General features: G+C 61.2%; 19 protein-coding genes and 4 tRNA genes. 5 read left to right on the forward strand and 18 right to left on the reverse strand.

The features are described from left to right. Positions 1-77: 77 nt before the first annotated feature. From LJX92_RS17505 to leuC, 7 genes are all read right to left on the reverse strand, one after another. Positions 78-2,585 carry a FimV/HubP family polar landmark protein gene (locus LJX92_RS17505; protein WP_223018998.1) on the reverse strand — a complete coding sequence of 836 codons (2,508 nt, stop codon included), beginning with the start codon at positions 2,583-2,585 and terminating at the stop codon, positions 78-80. A gap of 161 nt (positions 2,586-2,746) precedes the next feature. Beyond that, the gene (locus tag LJX92_RS17510) at positions 2,747-3,757 is read right to left on the reverse strand and encodes an aspartate-semialdehyde dehydrogenase (protein ID WP_223018999.1); all 1,011 of its coding nucleotides are present in this window, start codon (positions 3,755-3,757) and stop codon (positions 2,747-2,749) included. Between the two features lie 254 nt (positions 3,758-4,011). Next, a complete protein-coding gene (gene asd, locus LJX92_RS17515; RefSeq protein ID WP_005789767.1) occupies positions 4,012-5,124 on the reverse strand; it encodes an aspartate-semialdehyde dehydrogenase in 1,113 nt (370 codons plus the stop codon). 64 nt (positions 5,125-5,188) lie between these two features. Next, positions 5,189-6,271, reverse strand: coding sequence for a 3-isopropylmalate dehydrogenase (leuB, locus tag LJX92_RS17520; RefSeq protein ID WP_032880245.1), 1,083 nt, complete (start codon positions 6,269-6,271; stop codon positions 5,189-5,191). A gap of 53 nt (positions 6,272-6,324) precedes the next feature. After that, the gene (locus tag LJX92_RS17525) at positions 6,325-7,089 is read right to left on the reverse strand and encodes a class I SAM-dependent methyltransferase (RefSeq protein ID WP_032880244.1); all 765 of its coding nucleotides are present in this window, start codon (positions 7,087-7,089) and stop codon (positions 6,325-6,327) included. 144 nt (positions 7,090-7,233) lie between these two features. Further along, positions 7,234-7,878 (reverse strand): 3-isopropylmalate dehydratase small subunit, encoded by a 645-nt coding sequence (leuD, locus tag LJX92_RS17530; protein ID WP_005789771.1) that lies wholly within the window; start codon positions 7,876-7,878, stop codon positions 7,234-7,236. A gap of 10 nt (positions 7,879-7,888) precedes the next feature. Further along, entirely contained in the window at positions 7,889-9,307 is a 1,419-nt protein-coding gene (gene leuC, locus LJX92_RS17535; protein WP_005789773.1) for a 3-isopropylmalate dehydratase large subunit, read from the reverse strand. Positions 9,308-9,447: 140 nt separating this feature from the next. On the opposite strand from leuC, the gene LJX92_RS17540 reads away from it, so the two are divergent. Beyond that, complete coding sequence (locus tag LJX92_RS17540; protein ID WP_005789775.1) at positions 9,448-10,338, forward strand: LysR family transcriptional regulator; 891 nt, start codon at positions 9,448-9,450, stop codon at positions 10,336-10,338. Between the two features lie 66 nt (positions 10,339-10,404). Next, positions 10,405-13,725, forward strand: a complete 3,321-nt coding sequence (locus LJX92_RS17545) for an EAL domain-containing protein (protein WP_228308722.1) — start codon at positions 10,405-10,407, stop codon at positions 13,723-13,725. Here LJX92_RS17545 and LJX92_RS17550 read toward each other — a convergent pair. The 9 genes from LJX92_RS17550 to uvrB all read right to left on the reverse strand — a co-directional run bounded on the left by LJX92_RS17550 (position 13,664) and on the right by uvrB (position 20,287). Continuing rightward, entirely contained in the window at positions 13,664-14,644 is a 981-nt protein-coding gene (locus LJX92_RS17550; RefSeq protein ID WP_228308723.1) for a tRNA dihydrouridine synthase, read from the reverse strand. The two genes, LJX92_RS17545 and LJX92_RS17550, sit on opposite strands and share 62 nt — an antisense overlap. A 55-nt stretch (positions 14,645-14,699) precedes the next feature. After that, positions 14,700-15,134, reverse strand: a complete 435-nt coding sequence (locus tag LJX92_RS17555; RefSeq protein ID WP_005789778.1) for an acyl-CoA thioesterase — start codon at positions 15,132-15,134, stop codon at positions 14,700-14,702. Between the two features lie 87 nt (positions 15,135-15,221). Continuing rightward, complete coding sequence (locus LJX92_RS17560) at positions 15,222-15,761, reverse strand: TetR/AcrR family transcriptional regulator (protein WP_005789779.1); 540 nt, start codon at positions 15,759-15,761, stop codon at positions 15,222-15,224. A 182-nt stretch (positions 15,762-15,943) separates the two neighbouring features. Continuing rightward, positions 15,944-16,019 (reverse strand) — tRNA-Glu (locus LJX92_RS17565). An 80-nt stretch (positions 16,020-16,099) separates the two neighbouring features. Beyond that, positions 16,100-16,175, reverse strand: a tRNA-Ala gene (locus LJX92_RS17570). Between the two features lie 50 nt (positions 16,176-16,225). Continuing rightward, positions 16,226-16,301, reverse strand: a tRNA-Glu gene (locus LJX92_RS17575). 79 nt (positions 16,302-16,380) lie between these two features. Beyond that, positions 16,381-16,456 (reverse strand) — tRNA-Ala (locus LJX92_RS17580). Positions 16,457-16,603: 147 nt separating this feature from the next. Continuing rightward, positions 16,604-18,085 carry a glutamate--tRNA ligase gene (gene gltX / locus LJX92_RS17585; protein WP_005789780.1) on the reverse strand — a complete coding sequence of 494 codons (1,482 nt, stop codon included), beginning with the start codon at positions 18,083-18,085 and terminating at the stop codon, positions 16,604-16,606. A gap of 186 nt (positions 18,086-18,271) precedes the next feature. Then, positions 18,272-20,287, reverse strand: a complete 2,016-nt coding sequence (uvrB, locus tag LJX92_RS17590) for an excinuclease ABC subunit UvrB (protein WP_228308724.1) — start codon at positions 20,285-20,287, stop codon at positions 18,272-18,274. 343 nt (positions 20,288-20,630) lie between these two features. Between uvrB and LJX92_RS17595 the strand changes: the two genes are divergently transcribed. Both LJX92_RS17595 and LJX92_RS17600 read left to right on the forward strand, forming a co-directional pair. After that, a complete protein-coding gene (locus tag LJX92_RS17595; protein ID WP_228308725.1) occupies positions 20,631-21,827 on the forward strand; it encodes an amino acid aminotransferase in 1,197 nt (398 codons plus the stop codon). Positions 21,828-21,929: 102 nt separating this feature from the next. After that, positions 21,930-22,139, forward strand: coding sequence for a hypothetical protein (locus LJX92_RS17600; protein ID WP_005789784.1), 210 nt, complete (start codon positions 21,930-21,932; stop codon positions 22,137-22,139). Between the two features lie 106 nt (positions 22,140-22,245). Here the strand turns inward: LJX92_RS17600 and ptrR are convergent, their stop codons facing one another. Next, entirely contained in the window at positions 22,246-23,118 is an 873-nt protein-coding gene (ptrR, locus tag LJX92_RS17605) for a putrescine utilization regulator PtrR (RefSeq protein ID WP_223019003.1), read from the reverse strand. 103 nt (positions 23,119-23,221) lie between these two features. On the opposite strand from ptrR, the gene LJX92_RS17610 reads away from it, so the two are divergent. Continuing rightward, positions 23,222-24,616 (forward strand): aldehyde dehydrogenase family protein, encoded by a 1,395-nt coding sequence (locus tag LJX92_RS17610; protein WP_228308726.1) that lies wholly within the window; start codon positions 23,222-23,224, stop codon positions 24,614-24,616. An 18-nt stretch (positions 24,617-24,634) separates the two neighbouring features. On the opposite strand, the gene LJX92_RS17615 is transcribed toward LJX92_RS17610, so the two are convergent. Continuing rightward, positions 24,635-24,940: a protealysin inhibitor emfourin gene (locus tag LJX92_RS17615; RefSeq protein ID WP_228308727.1), complete on the reverse strand. Its 306-nt coding sequence runs from the start codon at positions 24,938-24,940 to the stop codon at positions 24,635-24,637. Positions 24,941-24,944 lie beyond the last annotated feature (4 nt).

Raw genomic sequence — 24,944 nt, forward strand, 5'->3', positions numbered from 1 at the left:
ATCGATGCCAAACAAATGTGGGAGGGAGCAAGTCGAATCGTCGCACCGCCCCTCCCACACTGTTATAGCGCCTGGCTTTAGATTCGGCCGAGCATTTCCTTGGCTTCGCCACGCTGGTCTTCGTTGCCTTCGACCAAGACTTCATCAAGGATGTCTTTAGCGCCATCGGCATCACCCATGTCGATGTAAGCCTGGGCCAGGTCGAGCTTGGTAGCGACTTCATCCGTGCCTGAGAGGAAATCGAAATCCGGTTCATCATCACCGCCCAGCGCGGCATCCTCGGCCGTGAAGGTCGGCTCGATCGGCGGGTGCTCCAGGCTCTGGGACAATCGGTCCAACTCGGCATTGACGTCGTCCAGTTCCGAGGCAAACGCATCGGGCTTGGCTGCCGGGGCCGTCGGCTCATCAGCCAGGGACAGGTCAAAGTCTTCCGGCAACTCGAATTCGTCCAGCGCGGCAGGTGTCAGGGTGGGCGGCTCGACAGGCGGCACGTCCTTCATCTGCTCCTCAAGTCCCGAGAGGAAGTCGTCATCGGATTTCGACGCTGGCGGATCCAGTTGCAGGTCCAGGTCAAAGTCCGAGAGATCCTGCGCATCGGCCTTTGCCTCAGTCTGTTGTTGCAGCAGTGCTTCAAAGGTTTGCTGGTCCCGGGCGATCTCGGCCGGCGAGGCAGCTTCCAGCTCATCCAGGCTAAGGTCAAAATCGTTGTCGAAGGTGTCCGCCGGCTCAGGCGCGGCCGGCTTGTCATCGAGCAAATCCTTGACGTACTGCGCATCGAGAGCCGCAGCAGCCACGGCGGCGCTGACGCCCGCTGCCAGCACGGCCATGGCCGGGAAGCGGCTCTTGAGCTGCTCGACCTGGGCGTGGTTCTCACCGTTGGCGACCAATTGCCGCTCCTGGGTGACGAAGCCGTCCTTGTCATTCTGCAGGCCGTAGACTTCCATCAGCTTCAAACGCAGGTCGCTGCGCTTGGGCTCATGCTTGATGGCTTGTTCAAGCACATCAGCCGCCTGGTTCAGGTGGCCGCGGTCGATATGGGACTGGGCCTGAGCCAATGCATCGCTGGAATTCTCCTGGGCAACAGCGACGGCCAGGGGTGCGAGCACGGAAGCGACAGTCGGCACGACAACCGGCTCAGCCACCGGGGCAGGCGCTGGCGCGGCGCCCAGCTTGACGCTCGGCGGCGGCACTTCAAGGCCTTCAAAACTGTCGGGCGGCAGGTCCTGGTCAATATTGGGCGTGAACTCAGGCTCTTCGGCCAGCGCCCGCGCCATGCGCAGATGCTTTTCCTCTTCGCGGCGGGCATTGCGATGGCGCGCCCACAGCAACAGAAGCAGCAGCACCACCAGGATGCCTGCCCCGCCAATGATGCCGAGGATAATAGGGTTGGTCAGCAAGTCATTGAACTTGCCTTCGGTGGTAGCAGGTGCCGCGACCGGCTTGGGCGGTTCAGCGGCGGGTGCAGGGGTTGCAGCGGGCGCCGCAGGCTCTGCTGCGGGCTCACCTGCCAGCTGCGCAGGGATTGCAGCCGTAGCCGGCTCACCGTTTTGCGCCTGCAAGCGAGCCAACTGGTCATTCTTCAACTGAATCAGCTTTTGCAACTTGTCCAACTGGCTTTGCAAGTCGGCGGCGCGGCTCTTCAGTTCTTCGTTATCGCGGCGGGTGGTGTCCAGCTCTTCCTGGGTCATCGCCAGCTTGTCGCTCAATGCACGGTTATCACCGGCCTTGCCCTTCGTACCTTGCTTGGCGGCTTCGGCCGAGACCAGGCTCAAGTTGTCCTTGGCCTGGGTGCTCGTCGGCGCATTGCCGGCCTGGGTACGCTTGGTCGCATCCAACTGCGCCTTGCCGGCCACTTGGCCCTTGGGGGTACGACGGCCCTGACGCCATGCGGCGTTCTGCGCGCTGACTTCGGCGATCGCTTGAGGCTGCGCCAGCGCCGTACTTTGCGTGACATCTGGCAGGCGCAGGACCTGGCCGGTTTTCAGGCGGTTGATATTGCCATCGATAAAAGCGTCAGGGTTGAGCGCCTGGATCGCCAGCATCGTCTGCTGGACCGAGGCGCCGTTACGATTCTTCGCGGCGATTTCCCACAAGGTGTCGCGGGACGTGGTGGTGTGCTGGGCGGGCGTGCCGGCGGCAGGTGCGGTACTGGCCGGCGCGCTGGCAGTCGGTGCCGGCTGGTCGAACTTGGCCGGGTCGAGCAGTACGCTGTAGTCACGCATCAAACGGCCATTGGGCCATTGCACCTGCAGCAGGAAGCGCACATAGGAATCGGGCAGCGGCTTGCTGGAGGTCACGCGCACCACGCTGCGACCTTCGGGGTTGATCACCGGGGTGAACGTCAGGTCATCGAGAAACGCCTGGCGGTCAACACCCGCATCCACGAAGGCCTGGGCAGAAGCCAGGCTCGGAGTGATCTCGGCCGCCGTGAGGCCGCCCACATCACGCAATTCGATTTCCACCGACAGCGGCTGGTTCAACTTCGACTTGAGGGTCATCTCCCCAAGTTGCAGCGCCTGCGCCATACCGGAGGACAGCGCCGAGGCGGCCGCTATTGCTAACACCAGTTTGCGAACTTGAACCATAGCCTCATCCTTTGTTTGAACGCTCCCCGCCCTGCGAGAAGGTTGGTAACCGCTGCCATAAGGCATGGCGAGCCGATAGGTCACCGACGCGCTTGTGTTTCACTTGGGACCAAGCATAGCGCCTGGCTAGAATCAATCTACAAATTGCCGCCAAGTATCTTTTACACAAGGCCTTTTATCAACAACTGCGCCAGCTCCACAGCGTTCAGGGCCGAGCCCTTGCGTACGTTATCTGACGTCAACCACAGATTTAGTTCCGCGGGGTCGTCGACACCTGCACGTACGCGTCCTACGTAAACCACATCCTGGCCGACCGCATCGCCTACAGCCGTTGGGTAATCGCCCTCCTCAACCAGCTCGATACCCGGCGCAGCATCGAGTGCACGGTTGACTGCGGCCAGATCGACCGGCGCGGCCAATTGCAACGACACTGTCAGGCTATCGCCGAAAAACACCGGGGCTTGAACGCAGGTTGCGGAAATCTTTAGCAAAGGTGTTTCCAGCACGGCACGCAGCTCGTGTACGAGGCGTTTCTCCAAGGCTGTATGACCTTGGGCGTCTGGCGTACCGACTTGAGCCAGCAGGTTGAACGCCATTTGCCGATCGAAGAACTTCGGCTCCAGTGGACGCACGTTCAATAACTCAGCGGTCTGCCGCGCCAACTCGCTGACGGCCTCCCGGCCCTGGGCAGAGACCGCCAGGTTGGCGGTGACATTCACGCGCTGGATGTCCACCAAACCCCGCAACGGCGCGAGCACTACCGCCAGGTAGGTGGCAGACGGGCTTGGGCTGCCGAGCTGGAACGGCTTTTTCAAACCGTTCAACACCTGGGCGTTGGCCTGCGGCACCACTGGCGGCGCCTGTTCGGCAGGCAATGCACCGGACAAGTCGATCACCGAACAGCCAGCGGCTGTGGCGCGCGGGGCGAAACTCAGGGTCACCGCCGGGCCTGCTGCGAAGAACGCCAACTGCGCCTTGCTGAAATCGAACTCGTCGACCTCTTTGACCCGCACGTTCTTGCCACGAAACGGCACCGAAGCCCCCGCCGAGTTGCTGCCCGCCAGCAAATACAGGGTGCCTACCGGGAAATCCAGTTCTTCGAGGATCTGCACCAGTGTTTCACCCACGGTGCCGGTGGCACCGATCACGGCGATTTCAAAGGTCTGGGTCATGGGGGCTGCCTCGGGCATTGCAGGGGGGAGCGGCACTTTACCGGGTGGCTGGGGGTGAGGCAATTAGCCTGGGCCTTGTGGTGTGGCTGATGGCGCTATCGCAAGCAAGCCCCCCCTCCCACACTTGCCCTCCATTTCAAGGTTGGAACTGGGTCGAATGTGGGAGGGGGCTTGCTCCCGATAGCGCCCGACAGAACAATAAAAAACCCCGCGCCTGTCACCAGAGCGCGGGGTTCTTCAATGCAAGAAAGCGATCAACGCTCCAGCAAAATCCGCAACATGCGACGCAGCGGTTCAGCCGCGCCCCACAGCAGCTGGTCGCCGACGGTGAACGCACCGAGGAACTGGCTACCCATGTTCAGCTTGCGCAGACGGCCCACCGGTACATTCAGGGTACCGGTGACCTTGGTCGGGCTCAGCTCCTGCATGCTGATATCGCGGTTGTTCGGCACCAGCTTGACCCAAGGGTTGTGCTGGCTGATCAAGCCTTCGATATCGGCGATCGGCACGTCTTTGTTCAGCTTGATGGTCAACGCCTGGCTGTGGCAACGCATGGCGCCAATGCGCACGCAGATGCCGTCCACCGGAATCGGGTTCTTGAAGCGACCGAGGATCTTGTTGGTCTCGGCCTGAGCCTTCCACTCCTCGCGGCTCTGACCGTTGGGCAGTTCCTTGTCGATCCACGGGATCAAGCTACCGGCCAATGGCACGCCGAAGTTCTCGGTCGGGTAGGCGTCGCTGCGCATGGCTTCGGCCACACGACGGTCGATGTCGAGAATCGCGCTGGCCGGGTCGGCCAGTTGATCGGCGACAGCGGCATGGGTCGCGCCCATCTGTTTGATCAGCTCGCGCATGTTCTGCGCACCGGCACCGGAAGCAGCCTGATAGGTCATGGCACTCATCCACTCGACCAGGCCGGCTTCGAACAGGCCACCGAGCCCCATCAGCATCAGGCTGACGGTGCAGTTGCCGCCCACGTAGTTCTTGGTGCCGGCATCCAGTTGCTGGTCGATGACCTTACGGTTGACCGGATCAAGGATGATCACCGCGTCATCCTGCATACGCAGGCTGGAAGCGGCGTCGATCCAGTAACCCTGCCAGCCGGCTTCGCGCAGCTTGGGGAAGACTTCGCTGGTGTAGTCGCCACCCTGGCACGTCAGGATCACGTCGAGGGTCTTCAACTCTTCAATGCTGTAGGCGTCCTTGAGCGGGGCAATATCCTTGCCCACGGACGGCCCTTGGCCACCTACGTTCGAAGTGGTGAAAAACACCGGCTCAATAAGATCGAAATCCTGCTCTTCCAGCATCCGCTGCATGAGCACGGAACCGACCATACCGCGCCAACCGATCAGACCTACACGTTTCATCGCAACTACACCTTGTTAAAAAGTGGGCCGCCTTGCAGCAACAACTGCAAGCGGGCCCGAGAGATTACAGATTCCGCAGCGCGGCGACTACTGCGTCGCCCATTTCTTGCGTTCCGACCCTGGTGCAGCCCTGGGACCAGATGTCCCCGGTGCGCAGGCCCTGGTCCAGTACCAGGCTGACGGCTTTCTCGATCGCGTCGGCCGCTTCACTCAGGTTGAAGGTGTAACGCAGCATCATCGACACCGACAAAATGGTCGCCAGCGGGTTGGCAATGCCCTGGCCTGCGATGTCCGGCGCCGAACCGTGACACGGCTCGTACATGCCCTTGTTGTTGGTGTCCAGGGACGCCGACGGCAACATGCCGATGGAACCTGTGAGCATGGACGCCTGGTCGGACAGGATGTCGCCGAACAGGTTGTCGGTGACGATCACGTCGAACTGCTTGGGCGCACGCACCAGTTGCATCGCGGCGTTGTCGACGTACATGTGGCTCAGTTCGACGTCCGGGTAATCCTTGGCCACTTCCTCAACGATTTCGCGCCACAGTTGGCTGGAGGCCAGCACGTTGGCTTTATCCACCGAGCACACCTTTTTGCCACGCACACGGGCCATATCGAAACCGACCCGGGCAATACGGCGGATTTCGCTCTCGCTGTACGGCAGGGTGTCGTAGGCCTGGCGCTCGCCATTTTCCAACTCGCGCACGCCCCGTGGCGAGCCGAAGTAGATACCGCCGGTCAGCTCACGCACGATCAGGATATCCAGGCCCGCCACCACTTCCGGCTTGAGGCTTGAGGCATCGGCGAGTTGCGGGTAGAGGATCGCCGGGCGCAGATTGCCGAACAGGCCCAGTTGCGCGCGGATTTTCAACAGGCCGCGCTCCGGTCGGATGTCACGCTCGATCTTGTCCCACTTCGGGCCGCCCACGGCGCCGAGCAACACGGCGTCGGCCGCACGGGCACGGTCCAGGGTTTCGTCAGCCAGGGGCACGCCGTGCTTGTCGATGGCGGCGCCGCCGATCACGTCGTGGCTCAGCTCGAAGCCCAGGCTGTACTTGGCGTTTGCAAGCTCCAGCACCTTGACCGCTTCGGCCATGATTTCCGGACCAATACCGTCGCCAGGGAGAATCAGAATCTGCTTGCTCATGGGTTCCTCATTTCATCAAGCGACCCGCCCGTGGGCAGGTCGGGAAAAATCAATCAACACTGGGCAAAGACCACCAGCACGTCGGTGCTGAAGGTGCCGTCGGCCTGAATTTCGTAATAATCGCGCACTTCCTGGCCCATCGCCCTTTGCAGCTCAAGGATTGCCGCACGCAGCACCTCTGGCGTGCGCATGCGCTCGACCCACGAGGTGTACTCCAGGCGCAGGCGCTGGCGCAGACTGTTACGCACATGCAGACCGGACTCGCTGAGTTGCTGCATCCACTCGGCGGCGGCGTAATCTCGCACGTGGCTGGTGTCGCGCAGCACTTCGACGGTTTGCAGGTAAGTGTCCAGCAATGGGCTACCCGGTGACAAGACATCCACAAACGCCGCCACCCCGCCCGGCTTGAGCACGCGGCGCACTTCCCGCAGGGCCAGGCCCAGGTCACTCCAGTGGTGGGCCGAATAACGGCTGAACACGAAGTCGAACTCGCCATCGGCGAACGGCAGACGCTCGGCGGCGCCGTGGACGGTGCGGATATTGTGCAGGCCGCGATCTTTCGCGGCGGCGGTGACCACGTCGAGCATCTGCCGGGACAGGTCATAGGCCACCACTTCTTTAACCAGAGGCGCCACCTGGAAACTCACATGACCGGCACCGCAACCCAGGTCCAGCAGCCGTGCAGCGCCCTGCCCGGCCAGCTCGGCCTGCAGCAGCGAAAACTCGGTGCCCTGGGCGTGCACGGCACTGCTCAGGTAGGCCGCAGCCTGTTCGCCGAATTGTTTTTGCACGACTTGGGTATGGGCAGTGGTGGTCATGGTGGCTTTCCTTGGGGTTTGTGGTGGTTGCACTGGCGCTATCGCAGGCAAGCCAGCTCCCACAGTTGACCGAGGTGTTCAGGCGAACATCGATCCATGTGGGAGCGGGCTTGCCCGCGATGGGGCCCGCACGGTTACCGCAAATCAGGCATCGCGAAACAACCAAGGCTGACTCGCCCGGTGCCTGGCTTCAAACGCGGCAATCGCATCGCCGTCCTGCAAGGTCAGGCCGATATCGTCCAGGCCGTTGATCAGGCAGTGCTTGCGAAACGCATCCACTTCAAAGTGATACACCTTGCCATCCGGACGGGTGACGGTCTGCGCGGCCAGGTCCACGGTCAGCTGATAACCCACATTCGCTTCCACTTGCTGGAACAGCTCATCTACTTCGGCATCGCTCAAGATGATCGGCAACAGGCCGTTCTTGAAGCTGTTGTTGAAGAAGATGTCGGCATAGCTGGGCGCGATGATGCTGCGAAAGCCGTACTCTTCCAGGGCCCACGGCGCGTGTTCACGGCTGGAGCCGCAACCGAAGTTTTCCCGGGCCAGCAACACACTGGCACCCTGATAGCGCTCGGCATTGAGCACAAAGTCTTTGTTCAGCGGGCGCTTGGAGTTGTCCTGGTAGGCGTAGCCCACATCCAGATAGCGCCACTCATCGAACAGGTTGGGGCCAAAACCGGTGCGCTTGATCGACTTCAAGAACTGCTTGGGGATGATCTGGTCAGTGTCCACGTTGGCACGGTCCAACGGCGCTACAAGACCTGTGTGCTGGGTAAAAGCTCTCATCGGGTATTCCTCAGATCAATTCGCGAACGTCGATGAAACGACCGTTGACGGCAGCGGCGGCGGCCATGGCCGGGCTGACCAGGTGGGTGCGGCCACCGGCGCCCTGACGCCCTTCAAAGTTACGGTTGGAGGTGGACGCGCAATGCTCGCCCGACTCCAAACGGTCCGGGTTCATCGCCAGGCACATCGAACAGCCTGGTTCACGCCATTCAAAACCGGCTTCGAGGAAGATCTTGTCCAGGCCTTCAGCTTCGGCTTGCGCCTTCACCAGGCCGGAACCCGGTACCACAATAGCTTGCTTGATGGTCGAGGCAACCTTGCGGCCCTTGGCGATCACCGCCGCGGCGCGCAGGTCTTCGATCCGCGAGTTGGTGCAGGAGCCAATGAACACGCGATCCAACTGGATGTCGGTGATCGCCTGGTTGGCTTTCAAGCCCATGTACTTCAAGGCACGCTCGATGGAGCCGCGCTTGACCAGGTCGGCCTCTTTGGCCGGGTCCGGTACGTTCTGGTCAACGGCCAGGACCATTTCCGGCGAAGTGCCCCAGCTGACTTGCGGCTTGATCTGCGCAGCGTCGAGTTCGACCACGGTGTCGAACACCGCATCGGCGTCGGACACCAGGTCTTTCCAGGCTTCGACGGCGGCGTCCCAATCGGCGCCTTGCGGGGCAAACGGGCGACCTTTGACGTACTCCACGGTTTTCTCATCCGCCGCCACCATGCCCACACGGGCACCGGCCTCGATGGACATGTTGCAGATGGTCATGCGCCCTTCGATGGACAAGTCGCGAATGGCGCTGCCGGCGAATTCGATGGCGTGGCCGTTACCGCCGGCGGTGCCGATCTTGCCGATCACGGCGAGCACGATGTCCTTGGCGGTCACGCCAAACGGCAATTGGCCTTCGACGCGTACCAGCATGTTCTTCATTTTCTTGGCGACCAGGCACTGGGTGGCGAACACATGTTCCACCTCGGAGGTGCCGATGCCATGGGCCAGGGCGCCGAACGCACCGTGGGTGGAGGTGTGGGAGTCGCCGCAGACCACGGTCATGCCCGGCAAGGTCGCACCCTGCTCCGGGCCGATCACATGGACGATGCCCTGGCGCACGTCATTCATCTTGAATTCGGTGATGCCGTATTCGTCGCAATAGTCGTCGAGGGTTTGCACCTGCAAACGCGAAACCTGGTCGGCAATGGCCTCGATACCGCCCTTGCGCTCAGGAGTGGTCGGCACGTTGTGGTCCGGCGTGGCGATGATGGAGTCGACGCGCCAAGGCTTGCGCCCGGCCAGTCGCAGGCCTTCGAACGCTTGGGGCGAGGTCACTTCATGGATGATGTGACGGTCGATATAGATCAGCGACGATCCATCATCGCGACGTTTCACTTCATGGGAATCCCAAAGCTTGTCGTAAAGCGTTTTGCCGGCCATCAGTCGGTCCTCATCAGCGGTGTTTCTATACGCCGGGCTTTTCAATAACCCTTTGGCTTGTGAGGCTGATGGTATGGCGCTACATTAAATAACTCAAATTCATATTTTTTATGCTTTGGATTACCAACTGGAATAGCACCATGGATCTGGCCAACCTCAATGCTTTTATCGCCATCGCCGAGACCGGCAGCTTCTCGGGGGCCGGCGAACGCCTGCACCTGACGCAGCCCGCCATCAGCAAACGCATCGCAGGCCTGGAGCAGCAATTGAAAGTGCGCTTGTTTGATCGCTTGGGCCGTGAAGTCGGCTTGACCGAAGCCGGCAGGGCCTTGCTGCCGCGCGCTTATCAAATCCTCAACGTGCTGGACGACACCCGCCGCGCCCTGACCAACCTTACAGGGGAGGTTAGCGGGCGCCTCACTCTGGCCACCAGCCACCATATAGGCCTGCACCGCCTGCCACCGATCCTGCGCACCTTCACACGGCAATACCCAAACGTGGCACTGGATATTCAGTTTTTGGATTCAGAAGTGGCCTACGAAGAAATACTCCATGGTCGCGCCGAAGTGGCGGTAATCACCCTGGCGCCCGAGCCGCACCATCTGGTGCGCGCCTCGCCGGTATGGGATGACCCGCTGGACTTTGTGGTAGCGCCGGAACACAGCCTGATCAGCAACGGCTCCATCAGCCTGGCCGATATCGCCAGGCACCCGGCGGTGTTTCCCGGCGGCAACACCTTTACGCACCATATTGTCAGCCGCCTGTTCGAAGCCCAGGGGCTTGCGCCAAATATTGCGATGAGCACCAACTACCTGGAAACCATCAAGATGATGGTGTCCATCGGCCTGGCCTGGAGCGTGTTGCCGCGCACCATGCTCGATGATCAAGTGGCAAGTATCGCTTTGCCGGGCATACAACTCAGTCGCCAGCTAGGCTATATCGTGCATACAGAAAGGACGCTATCGAACGCTGCGCGGGCTTTCATGAGCCTGCTGGATGCACAGGTCGATCTGCCAGGGTTACCGGCATGACACTGTGCGGCCTCGGGTTTCAAGGAAAACCGCGCTGTCTTCTCACCGAGCCAAGGCACATTGACAATGCGCAACCCCGGCGACCCCGTACCCCCCCTGCCCCGCATCTACGCCCTGGACCCCCAAGCGGCGGAGCAAAGCTGGGACAGTGCCCCGCAATTGCTGGCAGCCCTGAATGCCGCCCGGCTGGGCGCCTGGTGCTGGGAAATCGACACGGGAAGAATCAGTTGGTCACGGGGTACTCAAGCGTTATTCGGCTTTGACCCGCATCAACCCTTGCCCAAGGACCTCGACTACCTTGACTTGCTGGCCCCGCAAGACAGCGCACGGGTGGTGCGTGGTTTTCACGCGGTCCTGGCAGGAGAGCCGTTCGAACGGGCCATGCACCATCGCATCCAGTGGCCCGATGGCAGCCTGCACTGGCTGGAAATCAGCGGCAGCCTCGCGCCGGAAAAAGCCGGACGGCGCCGCATGATCGGAGTGATCCGCGAGATCACCCATCAGCGCGACCGCGAACACGCCCTCAGCCACTCCGAAAAGCGCTTCGCCACATTGTTCCATTTATGCCCGAACATGGTGCTACTGACCCGCCAGGCCGATGGCTTGATCAGCGAAGCCAACCAGTATTTCGAAATGCTGTTCGGCTGGCCGGTGGCAGATGCCATCGGCCGTACCACCCTGGAACTGGGCCTGTGGCGCCATCCGGAGCAGCGTGCACTGCTAGTCAAGGCCACCCAGCGCAAAGGCGAACCCATCACCATGGAGGTGCAGTTCTGCGCCAGCAACGGCCAGATCCACGACGGCACGCTCAGCGCCCAGAAGGTGGAACTGGACGGTGAGGCTTACCTGATCAGCACGTTCCTGGACACCACCGAACGCAAAAACGCAGAGCAAGCGCTCAAAGACAGCCAGGAGCGCCTCGACCTGGCCCTGGATTCCGCGCAACTGGGCACCTGGGATTGGCACATCCCCAGCGGTATGCTCTACGGCTCGGCCCGCGCCGCCCAACTGCACGGGCTCGAACCGGCGCCCTTTCATGAATCCTTCGATGCGTTTTTCGAAGGGATGTCCGACCAGGATCGCGAGGGTATGCGCAATGCCTACCGCAGCTTGCGTGAAGGCCCGGACGGCAACTACCAATTGACCTACCGCGTGCAGTTGGAGGACGGCAGCCCACGGTATCTGGAAAGCCGTGCGCGCCTGTACCGCGATGAAGCAGGCAAACCCCTGCGCATGGCGGGCACCTTGCTGGATATCACCGACCAGGTCGAACGCGAGCAACGCCTCACCGCCTCCGAGGAAAAATTTGCCAGCCTGTTCCAGGCCAGCCCCGACCCTATCTGCGTGACCTGCCTGGAAAGCGGCGCCTTTATCGAGATCAACCCGGCGTTTACCCAGACCTTCGGCTGGACAGCCGCCGAAGTACTGGACAAAAGCGCCGAACAAATCGGCCTGTGGGACGACTCCAGCAAGCGCCTGCAACGCATCGAGCGGGTGATTCGCGAACAGGCCCTGAGCAATGTGGCCATCGTGGTGCATCACAAGGACGGCCAAAGCCTGACCTGCGTCATCTCCAGCCGCTTGATCAAGGTCAGCGACCAACCCTGCATCGTCACCACCCTTCGGGATATCACCCAGCAGCAACGCTCGGAAGCTGCCCTCAAGGCCAGTGAAGAGAAGTTCGCCAAGGCGTTTCACTCCAGCCCCGACGCGATTTCAATCACCGAACGCGACACCGGCCGTTATGTGGAGGTCAATGACGGTTTTTGCCGCCTGACCGGTTACCGCACCGAAGAAGCCATCGGCCTGACCCTGTACCAGATCGGCATCTGGGCCGATGAAAACCAGCGCGCGGCATTATTGGCCGAGTTGCAGATCAAGGGCCGCATCCATCATCTGGAAATGCTCTGGCACAACAAACGAGGCGAGGTGCTGGCGGTGGAGGTCTCGGTCGAGCCGATCACCCTGAACGAAACCCCCTGCCTGCTGCTGACCGCACGAGACGTCAGCCTGCTGAAAAACGCCCAGGCGCAGATCCGCCACCTGGCCTATCACGACCCGCTCACCAACCTGCCCAATCGCGCACTGCTGATGGACCGACTGAGCCAGCAGATCGCCCTGCTCAAGCGCCACAACCTGCGCGGCGCCCTGCTGTTCCTCGACCTCGACCACTTCAAGCACATCAACGATTCCCTCGGCCACCCGGTGGGCGATACCGTGTTGAAAATCGTCACCGCACGCCTGGAAGCCAGCGTGCGCATGGAGGACACCGTGGCACGCCTGGGCGGCGATGAGTTTGTGGTGCTGCTCAGCGGTCTTGAGGGTAAGCGCCAGGAGGTCAGCGACCAGGTGAAAAGCGTGGCCGATACATTGCGTGAGTTGCTGTCGGAGCCGATGTTCCTTGACGGCCATCGTTTGCAGGTCACGCCCAGCATCGGCGTAGCGCTGATTCCCGACCACGGCACCACGCCAGCCGATTTGCTCAAGCGTGCCGACATCGCCCTGTACCGCGCCAAGGATTCAGGGCGCAATACCACACAGATGTTCCACAACAGCATGCAAAAAACCGCCAGCGAGCGCCTGCGCATGGAGACCGACCTGCGCCTGGCCCTGTCACGCGGCGAGTTCAGCGTGCATTACCAGCCCCAGGTGGATGCGCGTGGCAACCGGATTGTGGGGGCCGAGGCCCTGGTGCGCTGGCAACATCCGCAACTGGGCGCGCAGTCGCCGACGGAATTTATCAAGGTATTGGAAGACAGCGGCCTGATCCTGGAAGTCGGCACCTGGATTCTCGATGAAGCCTGCGGCGCCTTTGCCCAGTTGATTGCCGACGGTCTGGTAGACCCGCTCAATTTCAGCCTGTGCGTGAATATCAGCCCGCGGCAGTTTCGCCAGAACGACTTTGTGGAACGGGTAGAACACAGCCTCAAGCAGCATCAACTGCCCTCCAGCCTGCTGAAACTGGAGATCACCGAAGGCATCGTGATCCAGAACCTGGACGATACCGTGGCGAAGATGCGTCGCCTGAAAAAGCTCGGCGTGAGCTTCGCAATGGATGACTTCGGCACCGGCTACTCATCCCTGACCTACCTCAAGCGCCTGCCCGTGGATGCATTGAAAATCGATCAGTCATTCGTACGCGATGCCACCCACGACCCTAATGACGCCGAGATCATCCGCGCCATCGTAGCCATGGCGCGCAGCTTGAACCTGGACGTGATCGCCGAGGGCGTGGAAACCCCGGAGCAACTGGCGTTCCTGCAAAAGCTGGGCTGCCATTTATTCCAGGGTTATCTGCACAGCCGTCCGTTGCCGATAGAAGGCTTCAGGCGGTTGCTGGAACAGGGTCGAGCGGGACCGGATGCTGCATGCCCAGCAGACGGCTGACGCATTGCAGGTCGGTCTCGCGGCGCAGCGCGGTGAACAGCTCCACCGCCTGCGGGTAGTTGCGCGTCAGCATCGCCAGCCATTGCTTCAAGCGGCCGGGTGCCTGTTCTTCAGTCAGTTGCGCCACCGACTGGCGCCAGAACTCCTGAAGCATCGGCTGCATCTGCGCCCAGGTCATCTCGACCACTTCCTCACCGGCCTTGGCCGCTACAATCTGCCTTGCCAGGTCAGGACGCGCCACCAGGCCACGGCCGAGCATGATGTCTTCGGCGCCACTGATTTCACGGCAACGCTTCCAATCTTCGACGCTCCAGATATCACCATTGGCAAATACTGGCACCTTGACCACGTCCTGCACCCGCGGGATCCACTCCCAGTGGGCCGGCGGCTTGTAGCCATCGGCTTTGGTGCGCGCATGGACGACGATATGTGCAGCACCGCCCTCGGCCAACGCGGTGGCGCATACCAGCGCGCCATCCGGGCTGTCGAAGCCCAGGCGCATTTTGGCGGTTACGGGAATGTGGGCGGGCACGGCACGGCGCACGTGCTCGACGATCTGGTTGAGCAGCTCCGGTTCCTTGAGCAGCACCGCGCCACCCCGGGACTTGTTGACGGTCTTGGCCGGGCAACCAAAGTTCAGGTCAATCACCTCAGACCCCAGCTCGCAGGCCAGGGCAGCGTTTTCGGCCAGGCACACCGGGTCGGAGCCGAGCAGTTGCACACGCAGCGGCACACCCGCTGCGGTATGGGCACCGTGCAGCAGCTCCGGAGCGAGCTTGTGGAAATAGGCCGGGGTGAGCAGGCGGTCGTTGACACGGATGAACTCGGTCACACACCAATCGATACCGCCCACGTGGGTCAACACGTCCCGCAGGATGTTGTCGACCAACCCCTCCATGGGCGCCAAAGCAATTTGCATGGAAAACACTCAACAAAAATCGTGGCGCAGTTTACTGGGTTTCCGGCGAGGACCGTTAACCCCCTGTCAGGGCGGGACCGTAACCTTCAATAAACTCGGCAGGCATACGCTTGGGTTTGCCGCTGGACAACTCGATGCACACAAAGGTGGTTTGCGCGCGCAGCAGCGTCGCGCCGTCGCGGGGGCGTACCAGTTGGAAACGACGGGTCATTTTCAGGCGCTGATCCCAGTCGACGATCCAGGTGGCCAGTTGCAGCTCATCGCCTTCATAGCCTGCCGCCAGATAATCGATCTCATGGCGTACCACCGCCATGGCGCGGTCCAGGCGGCGATACTCGGTGAGGTCCAGACCCAGGCGCTGGGAGTGGCGCCAGGCGCAACGCTCAAGCCAGGACACGTACACCGCGTTGTTGGCGTGCCCGAGGCCGTCGATGTCTTCAGGCGCAACCTGCAGATCGATGATAAACGGCGTTGCCAAATCCCAGCCCATGCCTTGCTCCAGTCGATTGATGTCGGCGGGGCAGTGTATCAGGCGGTTTGCCGCTGCTGTAGACGGCGGCAGTCGAGGCGCGCCTCTTCAGCGCACCGCCGACTTGGCCGCTCGGATTACGCGGTCCGACAACTCACCCGGCCCCAGTGCGCGAGCCAATGTCAGGCCACCCACCATCAAGGCCATGTCCGCCAGCGCCTTGTCGATGTCTTCAGGGCTGTCGGCCAGCTGCGCAGTCATCAGCTCCACGTGCTCGCTCAAGACCTCGCGAAATGCGTCGGGCAAGCGACCCATCTCGCCAACTGTGGCCGGCAAGGGGCAGGCCTGGGAGGTTGAATCACGATGCTTGCGTGACAGATAGAAGGCCGCCACCAGCGCCCGACGCTCTTCGCCGGTGAGCTGCGTGTCCAGATCGTCGATAGAGGCCCGGCGCTGCGCCAGCAACTGGCTGAACGCCTCCAGCATCAACGCGTCCTTGCTTTCAAAGTGCGCGTAGAAACCACCGACGGTCAGCCCTGCCGCCCCCATGACCTCCCCCACACTCGGCTCAGCCGGGCCGCGCTGGATCAATGCCGCGCTGGCAGCCTGCAAAATACGTTCGCGGGTTTGCGCTTTTTTATCGCTCATCAAGGCCTCCGACTTTCATGGGTTGGATATTATTACCATAATAATATTGCGCAAGCGAAAGGTACGACCGCCGGTCAGAACAAAAAAATGGAATCAATCAAGAAAATGGCCGAACGCCAGACAAACAAAAGGGCCATTCAATAATTGAATGACCCTTAAAAATCCCGCAAAGCGGGTAATCGTGGCGTCCCCTAGGGGACTCGAACCCCTGTTACCGCCGTGAAAGGGCGGTGTCCTAGGCCACTAGACGAAGGGGACACAAACCTTCTATACACTGATCAGCGCTGAGAACTGATCGATTCAAGGACGGTGTGGCCGGAACCTTGAACCTGTAAAATTGGTGGAGCTAAACGGGATCGAACCGTTGACCTCTTGCATGCCATGCAAGCGCTCTCCCAGCTGAGCTATAGCCCCGGATTTTTCGTCTCGCGACGCAGCAGACCTTTCGAGCTGCTTGTTGAAACTGGCGTCCCCTAGGGGACTCGAACCCCTGTTACCGCCGTGAAAGGGCGGTGTCCTAGGCCACTAGACGAAGGGGACGAAACCTTCTGTACATCTGATCAGAGCTGAGACCTGATCAATTCAAGGACGGTGTGGCCGGAACCTTGAACCTGTAAATTGGTGGAGCTAAACGGGATCGAACCGTTGACCTCTTGCATGCCATGCAAGCGCTCTCCCAGCTGAGCTATAGCCCCTCATCGGTGAGGACGGGGCGAATCTTAATGGCGGTTTGGAAACGTGTCAAATTTATTTTCAACAATTTTCAAAATTTTTTGCCGGGATAACAATCACTTACCGACGAAACCCCGGAAAACCGGGGTTTCGTCACTGCAACGGCCTGCTTAAGCGATGGCGCCCAGCAGCTTTTCCCATTCCTTGTTTTCTTTCTTCGACACACCACCAAGCAAATCAAGGGCTTGGCGCAGGCGGAAACGGGTCAGGTCCGGGCCGAGGATTTCCATCGCATCGAGCACCGACACCGAACTCGCTTGCCCGGTGATCGCGGCAAACATCAGCGGCATGGCATCGCGCAGTTTCAGCTCAAGGGATTCCACCACCGCCTGGATCGTGGCCGTGATCGCATCTTTTTCCCACTGGCGCAGGCTTTCGAGCTTCCACAGGATCAACTGCATCAGTTGGCGAACCTGGTCGCCGGAGAGCTTTTTGGATTCAAACAGCTTGGCATCCGGGTTCACGCCGCCGGCAAAGAAGAAACTGGCCAAGGGCGCGACCTGGCTGAATGTCTCTACCCTGCCCTGCACCAACGGCGCAATCTTCATCATGTACTCGGGGTTCAACGCCCATTGCTGCACGCGGCTGGCAAACTCTTCCACGGGCAAGTCACGCAGCCACTGGCCGTTGAGCCACGACAGCTTCTCGATATCGAAGATCGGCCCGCCGAGGGAAACACGGGAGAGATCGAAGTTGTCGACCATTTCCTGCAACGAGAATTTCTCGCGCTCGTCCGGCATCGACCAGCCCATGCGGCCCAGATAGTTGAGCATCGCCTCAGGCATAAAGCCCATGCGCTCGTAGAACGTTACCGACGTTGGGTTCTTGCGCTTGGACAGCTTGCTCTTGTCCGGGTTACGCAGCAGCGGCATGTAGCACAGCTGCGGTTGCTCCCAGCCGAAGTATTCGTACAGCAGGATCAGTTTCGGCGCCGATGGCAGCCACTCTTCACCGCGCAGCACATGGGTGATGCCCATCAGATGGTCGTCGACCACGTTGGCCAGGAAGTACGTCGGCAAGCCGTCGGTCTTCATCAACACTTGCATGTCCATACGGTCCCACGGGATTTCGACGTCACCGCGCAGCATGTCCGGCACCACGCACACGCCTTCGCTCGGCACTTTCATGCGGATAACGTGGGGTTCGCCAGCCGCCAGGCGTGCGGCCACTTCCTCCTTGGACAACAACAGCGCGCGACCATCGTAGCGCGGGGTCTCGCCACGGGCCTGTTGCTCGGCGCGCATCTGGTCCAGCTCTTCGGCGGTGCAGAAGCACGGAAAGGCGTGGCCCATGTCGACCAGTTGCTGGGTGTATTGCTTGTAGATGTCGCTGCGCTCGCTCTGGCGATACGGGCCATGCGGGCCGCCGACGTCCGGACCTTCAGCCCAGGTAATGCCCAGCCAGCGCAAGGCATCGAAAATCTGCTGTTCCGACTCACGGGTGGAGCGCAGTTGATCGGTATCTTCGATCCGCAGGATGAATTCACCACCATGCTGCTTGGCAAAGCAGTAGTTGAACAAGGCGATGTAAGCAGTACCGACGTGGGGATCCCCAGTAGGCGATGGCGCAATGCGCGTGCGGACGGTGGTCATGGCAGGTCTCGAATGGGCGATAAAACTGAAAATTGAAACAAGGGGCGAATGGTAACAGCCTGGGGGATATCTGGAAAACCGAGGCGCGGCCATCGCAGGCAAGCCAGCTCCCACATTTTGACCGCGTTCACAGATCAATGTGGGAGCCGGGCTTGCCCGCGATGAGGCCAGCCCAATCAACGCAAATCAAACAGCCAACAGACGCTCGCGCAACTTGCCAATCTCATCCCGCGTCTGCGCCGCCGCCTCAAACTCCAGGTCCCGAGCCAGCTGGTACATCTTCTCTTCCAACTGCCGAATCCGCTTGGTGATCTCACTCGGCGAGCGCAGTTCGTTCTCGTACTTGGCACTTTCCTTGGCAGCCTTGGCCATGCCCTTGCGCTTCTTGCTGCGCGAGCCGGGCACGGTGGCGCCTTCCATGATGTCGGCAACGTCCTTGAACACGCCCTTGGGGGTGATGCCGTGTTCCAGGTTGAACGCGATCTGTTTGTCGCGACGACGCTGGGTCTCGCCAATCGCCCGCTCCATGGAGCCGGTGATGCGGTCCGCATACAGGATCGCCCGGCCATTGAGGTTACGCGCCGCCCGGCCGATGGTCTGGATCAACGAGCGCTCGGAGCGCAGGAAGCCCTCCTTGTCCGCATCCAGGATCGCCACCAGCGACACTTCGGGCATGTCCAGGCCCTCACGCAGCAGGTTGATCCCCACCAGCACATCGAAGGTCCCCAGGCGCAGGTCGCGGATGATCTCTACCCGCTCCACGGTGTCGATGTCCGAGTGCAAGTAACGTACACGCACGCCGTGGTCGGCCAGGTAGTCGGTCAAGTCTTCGGACATGCGCTTGGTCAATGTGGTAACCAGCACCCGCTCTTCCAGGGCCACGCGCTTGTTGATCTCCGACAGCAGATCGTCGACCTGGGTCAACGCCGGGCGGATTTCAATCTCCGGGTCCACCAGGCCAGTAGGTCGCACCAACTGCTCGATCACGCGACCAGCGTGCTCGGCTTCATAGTTGCCGGGCGTCGCCGACACGAAGATGGTCTGCGGGCTGATGGCCTCCCACTCGTCAAAGCGCATTGGCCGGTTGTCCAGCGCCGACGGCAGGCGGAAGCCGTACTCCACCAGGGTTTCCTTACGCGAGCGGTCGCCCTTATACATGGCCCCCACCTGCGGCACGCTGACGTGGGATTCGTCGATCACCAGCAAGGCGTCCGGCGGCAGGTAATCATAGAGGGTCGGCGGCGGCGCCCCGGATTCGCGACCCGACAGGTAGCGCGAGTAGTTTTCGATGCCGTTGCAGTAGCCCAGCTCCAGGATCATTTCCAGGTCAAAACGGGTGCGCTGCTCAAGGCGCTGGGCTTCCACCAGCTTGTTGTTGGAACGCAGGTATTCCAGACGCTCGGCCAACTCGACCTTGATACCCTCGATGGCGCCCATCAGGGTTTCACGCGGGGTCACGTAGTGGCTTTTCGGGTAGAAGGTGAAGCGCGGCAGCTTGCGGATCACCTCGCCGGTCAACGGGTCGAAGGCCGACAGGCTTTCGACTTCGTCATCGAACAGCTCGATGCGGATCGCTTCCAGGTCGGATTCGGCCGGGTAGATGTCGATCACATCGCCGCGCACCCGGAAGGTGGCGCGGGCGAAGTCCATGTCGTTACGGGTGTACTGCAGGCTCGCCAGGCGGCGCAGCAGTTCGCGCTGGTCGAGTTTGTCGCCACGGTCAACGTGCAGCACCATCTTCAAGTAGGTTTCGGGGCTGCCCAGACCGTAGATGCACGACACCGTGGTGACGATGATCGCGTCCTTGCGCTCCAGCAACGCCTTGGTCGCCGACAGCCGCATCTGTTCGATATGGTCGTTGATCGATGCATCCTTCTCGATAAAGGTATCGGAGGACGGCACGTAGGCTTCGGGCTGGTAGTAGTCGTAGTAGGAAACGAAGTACTCAACCGCGTTGTTGGGGAAGAACGCCTTGAACTCGCCGTAAAGCTGCGCGGCCAGGGTCTTGTTCGGCGCCAGCACCAGGGTCGGGCGGTTGGTCTGGGCGATCACGTTGGCGATGCTGAAGGTCTTGCCGGAACCGGTCACCCCAAGCAGCGTCTGGTGCGCCAGGCCGGCCTCGATGCCTTCGACCATCTGGCGAATGGCTTCCGGTTGATCGCCGGCGGGTTCAAAACGGGTAACGAGCTGGAAATCCGACATAACGTACCTCGTGAAGTCACCCCAGACTCGACACCGCCAGGGACGAAATAGCTCAGCAACCCGCGAATAATCATCGCAGGTTGCAGGAAAAAACCATGATAGCTGTAGAAGTGGTGGCGAATGTGACGGGTTTCAAGGCTGACGTCCTACATGTCCTTTCCCTTCAAGGTTGCAATAAGACTAACGGTCAGCAAATAAACCGAAAAACTTGGCCGAAAAGCCATTTCGGCTGTCGCCCTGCGCGGTGATGGCCTCTATACTAGCTCCCCGTTTGTGCACCGCTCTAGTGCATTCGGCTGGAGCGCGACACGTCCCTCCCCTCCCCCATAGAGCTGCCGCAAAAATGAGCCTGTTCTCCGCTGTCGAAATGGCACCACGCGATCCTATCCTGGGCCTCAACGAAGCATTCAACGCCGATACACGAACCACCAAGGTTAACCTTGGCGTGGGCGTTTACTGCAACGAGGAGGGGAAAATTCCACTCTTGCGTGCCGTTGCCGAAGCGGAAGCCATTCGTGTGGCGCAACACGCCGCCCGTGGCTACTTGCCGATCGACGGTATCGTGGCCTACGACCAGGCCGTGCAGAAGCTGCTGTTTGGTGCGCAGTCGCCCCTGCTGAGTGCCGGCCGTGTGATTACCGCCCAGGCCGTCGGCGGTACTGGCGCGCTGAAAATCGGCGCCGACTTCCTCAAGCAACTGCTGCCCGACGCCGTTGTTGCCATCAGCGACCCAAGCTGGGAAAACCACCAGGCGCTGTTCGAAAAAGCCGGTTTCCCGGTGCAGACCTACCGCTACTACGACGCGGCCACCCACGACGTGAACCGTGCCGGCCTGCTCGAAGACCTCAACGCCCTGCCACCACAGTCCATCGTGGTGCTGCACGCCTGCTGCCACAACCCGACTGGCGTCGACCTGAGCCCGGCCGACTGGCAAAACGTGCTGGAGGTGGTCAAGGCCAAGAACCTGGTGCCGTTCCTCGACATGGCCTACCAGGGCTTTGGCGATGGCATCGACGAAGACGCCGCCGCAGTGCGCCTGTTCGCTGAGTCGGGCCTGACCTTCTTTGTGTCCAGCTCGTTCTCCAAGTCGTTCTCGCTGTATGGCGAGCGCGTAGGCGCGCTGTCGATCGTCAGCGAGTCCAAGGAAGAAAGCGCGCGCATCCTGTCCCAGGTCAAGCGCGTGATCCGCACCAACTACTCCAACCCGCCCACCCACGGCGCAGCCATCGTTGCCGCAGTGTTGAACAACCCTGAGCTGCGCGCTCAGTGGGAAGCCGAGTTGGCCGAAATGCGCCTGCGCATCCGCGGTATGCGCGAGCAGATGGTGGCCGAGCTGGCCAAGGCTGCGCCAGGTCATGACTTCAGCTTCGTCGGTCGCCAGCGTGGGATGTTCTCCTACTCCGGCCTGACCGTTGAGCAAGTCACACGCCTGCGTACCGAGTTTGGCATCTATGCATTGGACACCGGGCGTATCTGTGTGGCGGCCCTGAACCAGTCGAACATTGGTGCGGTGACCAAGGCGATTGTCGAGGTGCTGTAAGCCGGCAAGCGTTAGACGAAGGGGGGAAGCCATTGGCTTCCCCCTTTTTATTGGCGAACACACTAGACTGAACGCCGACTGCCTCCTTGCTGCGAGAACCCTATGAGAAACGATGACCTGGACCTGCGCGCCGACCGCGACGAATTGCACGACTATGCCCCACGCGCACCGCAAGCCAAGCGGCAGAAGAGTTTGGTTCTGCAAGTGGCGTTAGGTGTATTTCTTGGAGGGTTGGCTTTATGGCTGGTGCAACTGGGTGCAACGGCGATCATGGCCAAACTGGCGATGGGCACCCTGCAATTTGGCGGCTGATGTAAGACACCTGTGGGAGCTGGCTTGCCTGCGATAGCGGCGGTTCAGTTAAAGATTCATTGACTGACACACCGCTATCGCAGTCAAGCCAGCTCCCACATTTGATCTAGGATGCTGGCAGATTGCGTTCTTCCAGCAGTTTTACGAAACTGTTCAAACTCTGCGAAACCGTGCCCCGCCGCCAGATCAGCCAGGTATTGAGCAGTCGAAAGCTGTCCGTCAACGGCCACACACTCACCGCCGCGCACCCCGGCATACTCTCCAGCATACTGCGCGGCATCAGCGCCAGCCCGGCCCCGGCGCTGACACAGGCCAACATGCCATGGTATGACTCGATCTCGAAGATCTTGCCCGGCACCGCGCCATCCTGTGAAAACCAGCGTTCAAAGTGATGCCGGTACGAGCAGTTCGAGCGAAACGTATAGATGTTCTCGCCATTCACATCCTGCCCCCGGCTGATCGGCGCGTGATGCAGCGGCGCGATCACCACCATCTCCTCCTCAAACACCGCCACACCCTCCAGCGTGGAATGCAGCACCGGCCCATCGACAAAGGCCGCCGTCAGCCGGCCCGACAGTACGCCTTCGATCATGGTGCCCGAGGGGCCCGTACTCAGGTCCAACTCCACCTTGGTGTATTGCTGGTTATACGCCGCTAGTAACGCCGGGATACGCACCGCCGCCGTGCTCTCCAGCGAGCCCAGGGCAAAGGCGCCTTGGGGCTCCTCCCCCGCCACCGTGGCGCGGGCTTCCTGCACCAGATCGAGAATGCGCCGCGTATAGCCGAGGAAATTCCACCCCGCAGGGGACAAACGCAATCGACTCTTCTCACGGATGAATAACTCCACGCCCAAATCCTGCTCCAGTTGCTTGATGCGCGTGGTGAGGTTCGACGGCACCCGATGAATCAACTGTGCGGCGGCGCTGATGCTGCCTTGTTCGGCAACCGCCTTGAAGATTTCCAGCTGCACCAGATCCAAGTCATTCTCCATTCATGAACGTATTGCTTAATATTATTCAGTTTCCAGAAAAGATACAGCCCCGTACGCTGGTCCCATTCCACTCATTCAGCCGGACGGTGCCATGAACAACGCTATTTCCCACCAGACCCACGCCTTGTCGATCAATCCCGCCAACGGTGAAACCGTTGCCAGCTACCCCTATGAAAGCGCAGCACAACTGGATGCCGCCCTCACCCGCGCGACCGATGCCTTCCGTACCTGGCGCCACACCCCGGTGAACCAGCGTGCCGACTATCTGCTGGCCCTGGCTGTCGCCCTGCGTGAGCAAGCTGAAGACATGGCGCAGATGATCACCCTGGAAATGGGCAAGCCTATCGCCCAGGCCCGCGCCGAGATTGAAAAATGCGCCCAGCTCAGCGAGTGGTACGCCGCCCACGGCCCGGCCATGCTCGCCCCGGAACCTACCTTGGTGGACAACGGCAGCGCCCGGATCGAATACCGCCCACTGGGCCCGATCCTCGCGGTGATGCCGTGGAACTTCCCGGTGTGGCAAGTGCTGCGCGGCGCCGTGCCGACCCTGCTCGCCGGCAACACCTATGTACTCAAACATGCGCCCAACGTAATGGGCAGCGCCTACCTGATCCAGCAAGCGCTGCGCAAAGCCGGTTTTGCCGAAGGCGTGTTTGAAGTGATCAACGTGACCCAGGACGGCGTGTCCACCGCCATCGCCGACCCGCGCATCGCCGCCGTGACGCTCACCGGCAGCGTTCGCGCCGGTATTGCCATCGGCTCACAGGCCGGGGCCGCGTTGAAAAAATGCGTGCTGGAACTGGGTGGCTCCGACCCGTTTATCGTGCTCAACGACGCCGACCTCGACGCCGCCGTACAAGCCGCCGTCATCGGCCGCTTCCACAACAGCGGCCAGGTCTGCGCAGCCGCCAAGCGCTTGATCATCGAAGCAGGCGTGGTTGAAGCCTTCACCGCCAAATTCCTGGAAGCCAGCCGCGCCCTGGTGATGGGCGAACCCACCTCGACCGCCACCTATATTGGCCCCATGGCGCGTTTTGATCTGCGTGACGAACTGCACGGCCAGGTCCAGGCGACCCTGGAAGAAGGCGCCAGGCTGCTGCTGGGCGGCCATAAAGTCGCGGGCGCGGGCAATTACTATGAGCCGACCGTACTGGCCGACGTCACCGACCAAATGACGTCGTTCAAACAGGAACTGTTCGGCCCCGTGGCGTCGATCATCACCGCCCGCGACGCCGACCACGCCGTGGCCCTGGCCAACGACAGCGAGTTCGGCCTGACGGCCAGCATCTTCACGGCCGACTCGGCAAAGGCGCGAGCGATTGCCGACCAGCTGGAAACCGGCGGGGTCTTCGTCAACGCGTTCAGCGTGTCGGACCCTCGGGTGGCGTTTGGCGGCGTAAAGAAAAGCGGGTTCGGCCGCGAGCTGTCGCACTTCGGTGTACGCGAGTTCTGCAATGCGCAGACGGTGTGGCTGGATCGTAAGTAGCCTGCCAGCCTTGGCGCTTCAACAATTAATATGTCGTCGCACGCACTGCACCAAACCATCCAGGGCCTGGGATTTTACCGGCGCGAGCACACAGACCGTGTGCTCGCGCGCGCCTTCCGTCACTGTCAGGGTGTAATGCACCTGGCCGGGGTTGCCTGGTTCAGGGCGAGTGCTTTGCGGCAACCGAAAGAAACCCGAGTCTTCGATCAGTTGCCGTAACTCTTGCTGGTCCTGCTCGGGCAGCGCGTCCAGTTCGACGCTGCGCGGTTTGACCAACCCTGGAAAAAACGCCGCCCCGCCGCTTTCCTTGATTGAAATTCGCATGGCT

The organism is Pseudomonas sp. HN8-3, from assembly GCF_020790195.1.
Taxonomy (GTDB): domain Bacteria; phylum Pseudomonadota; class Gammaproteobacteria; order Pseudomonadales; family Pseudomonadaceae; genus Aquipseudomonas; species Aquipseudomonas synxantha_A.

What these genes read in the sequence shown, in the direction of transcription:
- LJX92_RS17600 (WP_005789784.1), top strand. Translation starts at nt 21,930, where the DNA reads ATGAGAAACGATGACCTGGACCTGCGCGCCGACCGCGACGAATTGCAC.
- LJX92_RS17550 (WP_228308723.1), bottom strand. Translation starts at nt 14,644, where the DNA reads ATGCAAATTGCTTTGGCGCCCATGGAGGGGTTGGTCGACAACATCCTG.
- LJX92_RS17595 (WP_228308725.1), top strand. Translation starts at nt 20,631, where the DNA reads ATGAGCCTGTTCTCCGCTGTCGAAATGGCACCACGCGATCCTATCCTG.
- leuC (WP_005789773.1), bottom strand. Translation starts at nt 9,307, where the DNA reads ATGGCCGGCAAAACGCTTTACGACAAGCTTTGGGATTCCCATGAAGTG.
- LJX92_RS17510 (WP_223018999.1), bottom strand. Translation starts at nt 3,757, where the DNA reads ATGACCCAGACCTTTGAAATCGCCGTGATCGGTGCCACCGGCACCGTG.
- LJX92_RS17555 (WP_005789778.1), bottom strand. Translation starts at nt 15,134, where the DNA reads ATGGGCTGGGATTTGGCAACGCCGTTTATCATCGATCTGCAGGTTGCG.
- asd (WP_005789767.1), bottom strand. Translation starts at nt 5,124, where the DNA reads ATGAAACGTGTAGGTCTGATCGGTTGGCGCGGTATGGTCGGTTCCGTG.
- LJX92_RS17610 (WP_228308726.1), top strand. Translation starts at nt 23,222, where the DNA reads ATGAACAACGCTATTTCCCACCAGACCCACGCCTTGTCGATCAATCCC.
- gltX (WP_005789780.1), bottom strand. Translation starts at nt 18,085, where the DNA reads ATGACCACCGTCCGCACGCGCATTGCGCCATCGCCTACTGGGGATCCC.
- leuB (WP_032880245.1), bottom strand. Translation starts at nt 6,271, where the DNA reads ATGAGCAAGCAGATTCTGATTCTCCCTGGCGACGGTATTGGTCCGGAA.
- LJX92_RS17525 (WP_032880244.1), bottom strand. Translation starts at nt 7,089, where the DNA reads ATGACCACCACTGCCCATACCCAAGTCGTGCAAAAACAATTCGGCGAA.
- LJX92_RS17615 (WP_228308727.1), bottom strand. Translation starts at nt 24,940, where the DNA reads ATGCGAATTTCAATCAAGGAAAGCGGCGGGGCGGCGTTTTTTCCAGGG.
- LJX92_RS17540 (WP_005789775.1), top strand. Translation starts at nt 9,448, where the DNA reads ATGGATCTGGCCAACCTCAATGCTTTTATCGCCATCGCCGAGACCGGC.
- LJX92_RS17545 (WP_228308722.1), top strand. Translation starts at nt 10,405, where the DNA reads ATGCGCAACCCCGGCGACCCCGTACCCCCCCTGCCCCGCATCTACGCC.
- uvrB (WP_228308724.1), bottom strand. Translation starts at nt 20,287, where the DNA reads ATGTCGGATTTCCAGCTCGTTACCCGTTTTGAACCCGCCGGCGATCAA.
- leuD (WP_005789771.1), bottom strand. Translation starts at nt 7,878, where the DNA reads ATGAGAGCTTTTACCCAGCACACAGGTCTTGTAGCGCCGTTGGACCGT.
- LJX92_RS17560 (WP_005789779.1), bottom strand. Translation starts at nt 15,761, where the DNA reads ATGAGCGATAAAAAAGCGCAAACCCGCGAACGTATTTTGCAGGCTGCC.
- LJX92_RS17505 (WP_223018998.1), bottom strand. Translation starts at nt 2,585, where the DNA reads ATGGTTCAAGTTCGCAAACTGGTGTTAGCAATAGCGGCCGCCTCGGCG.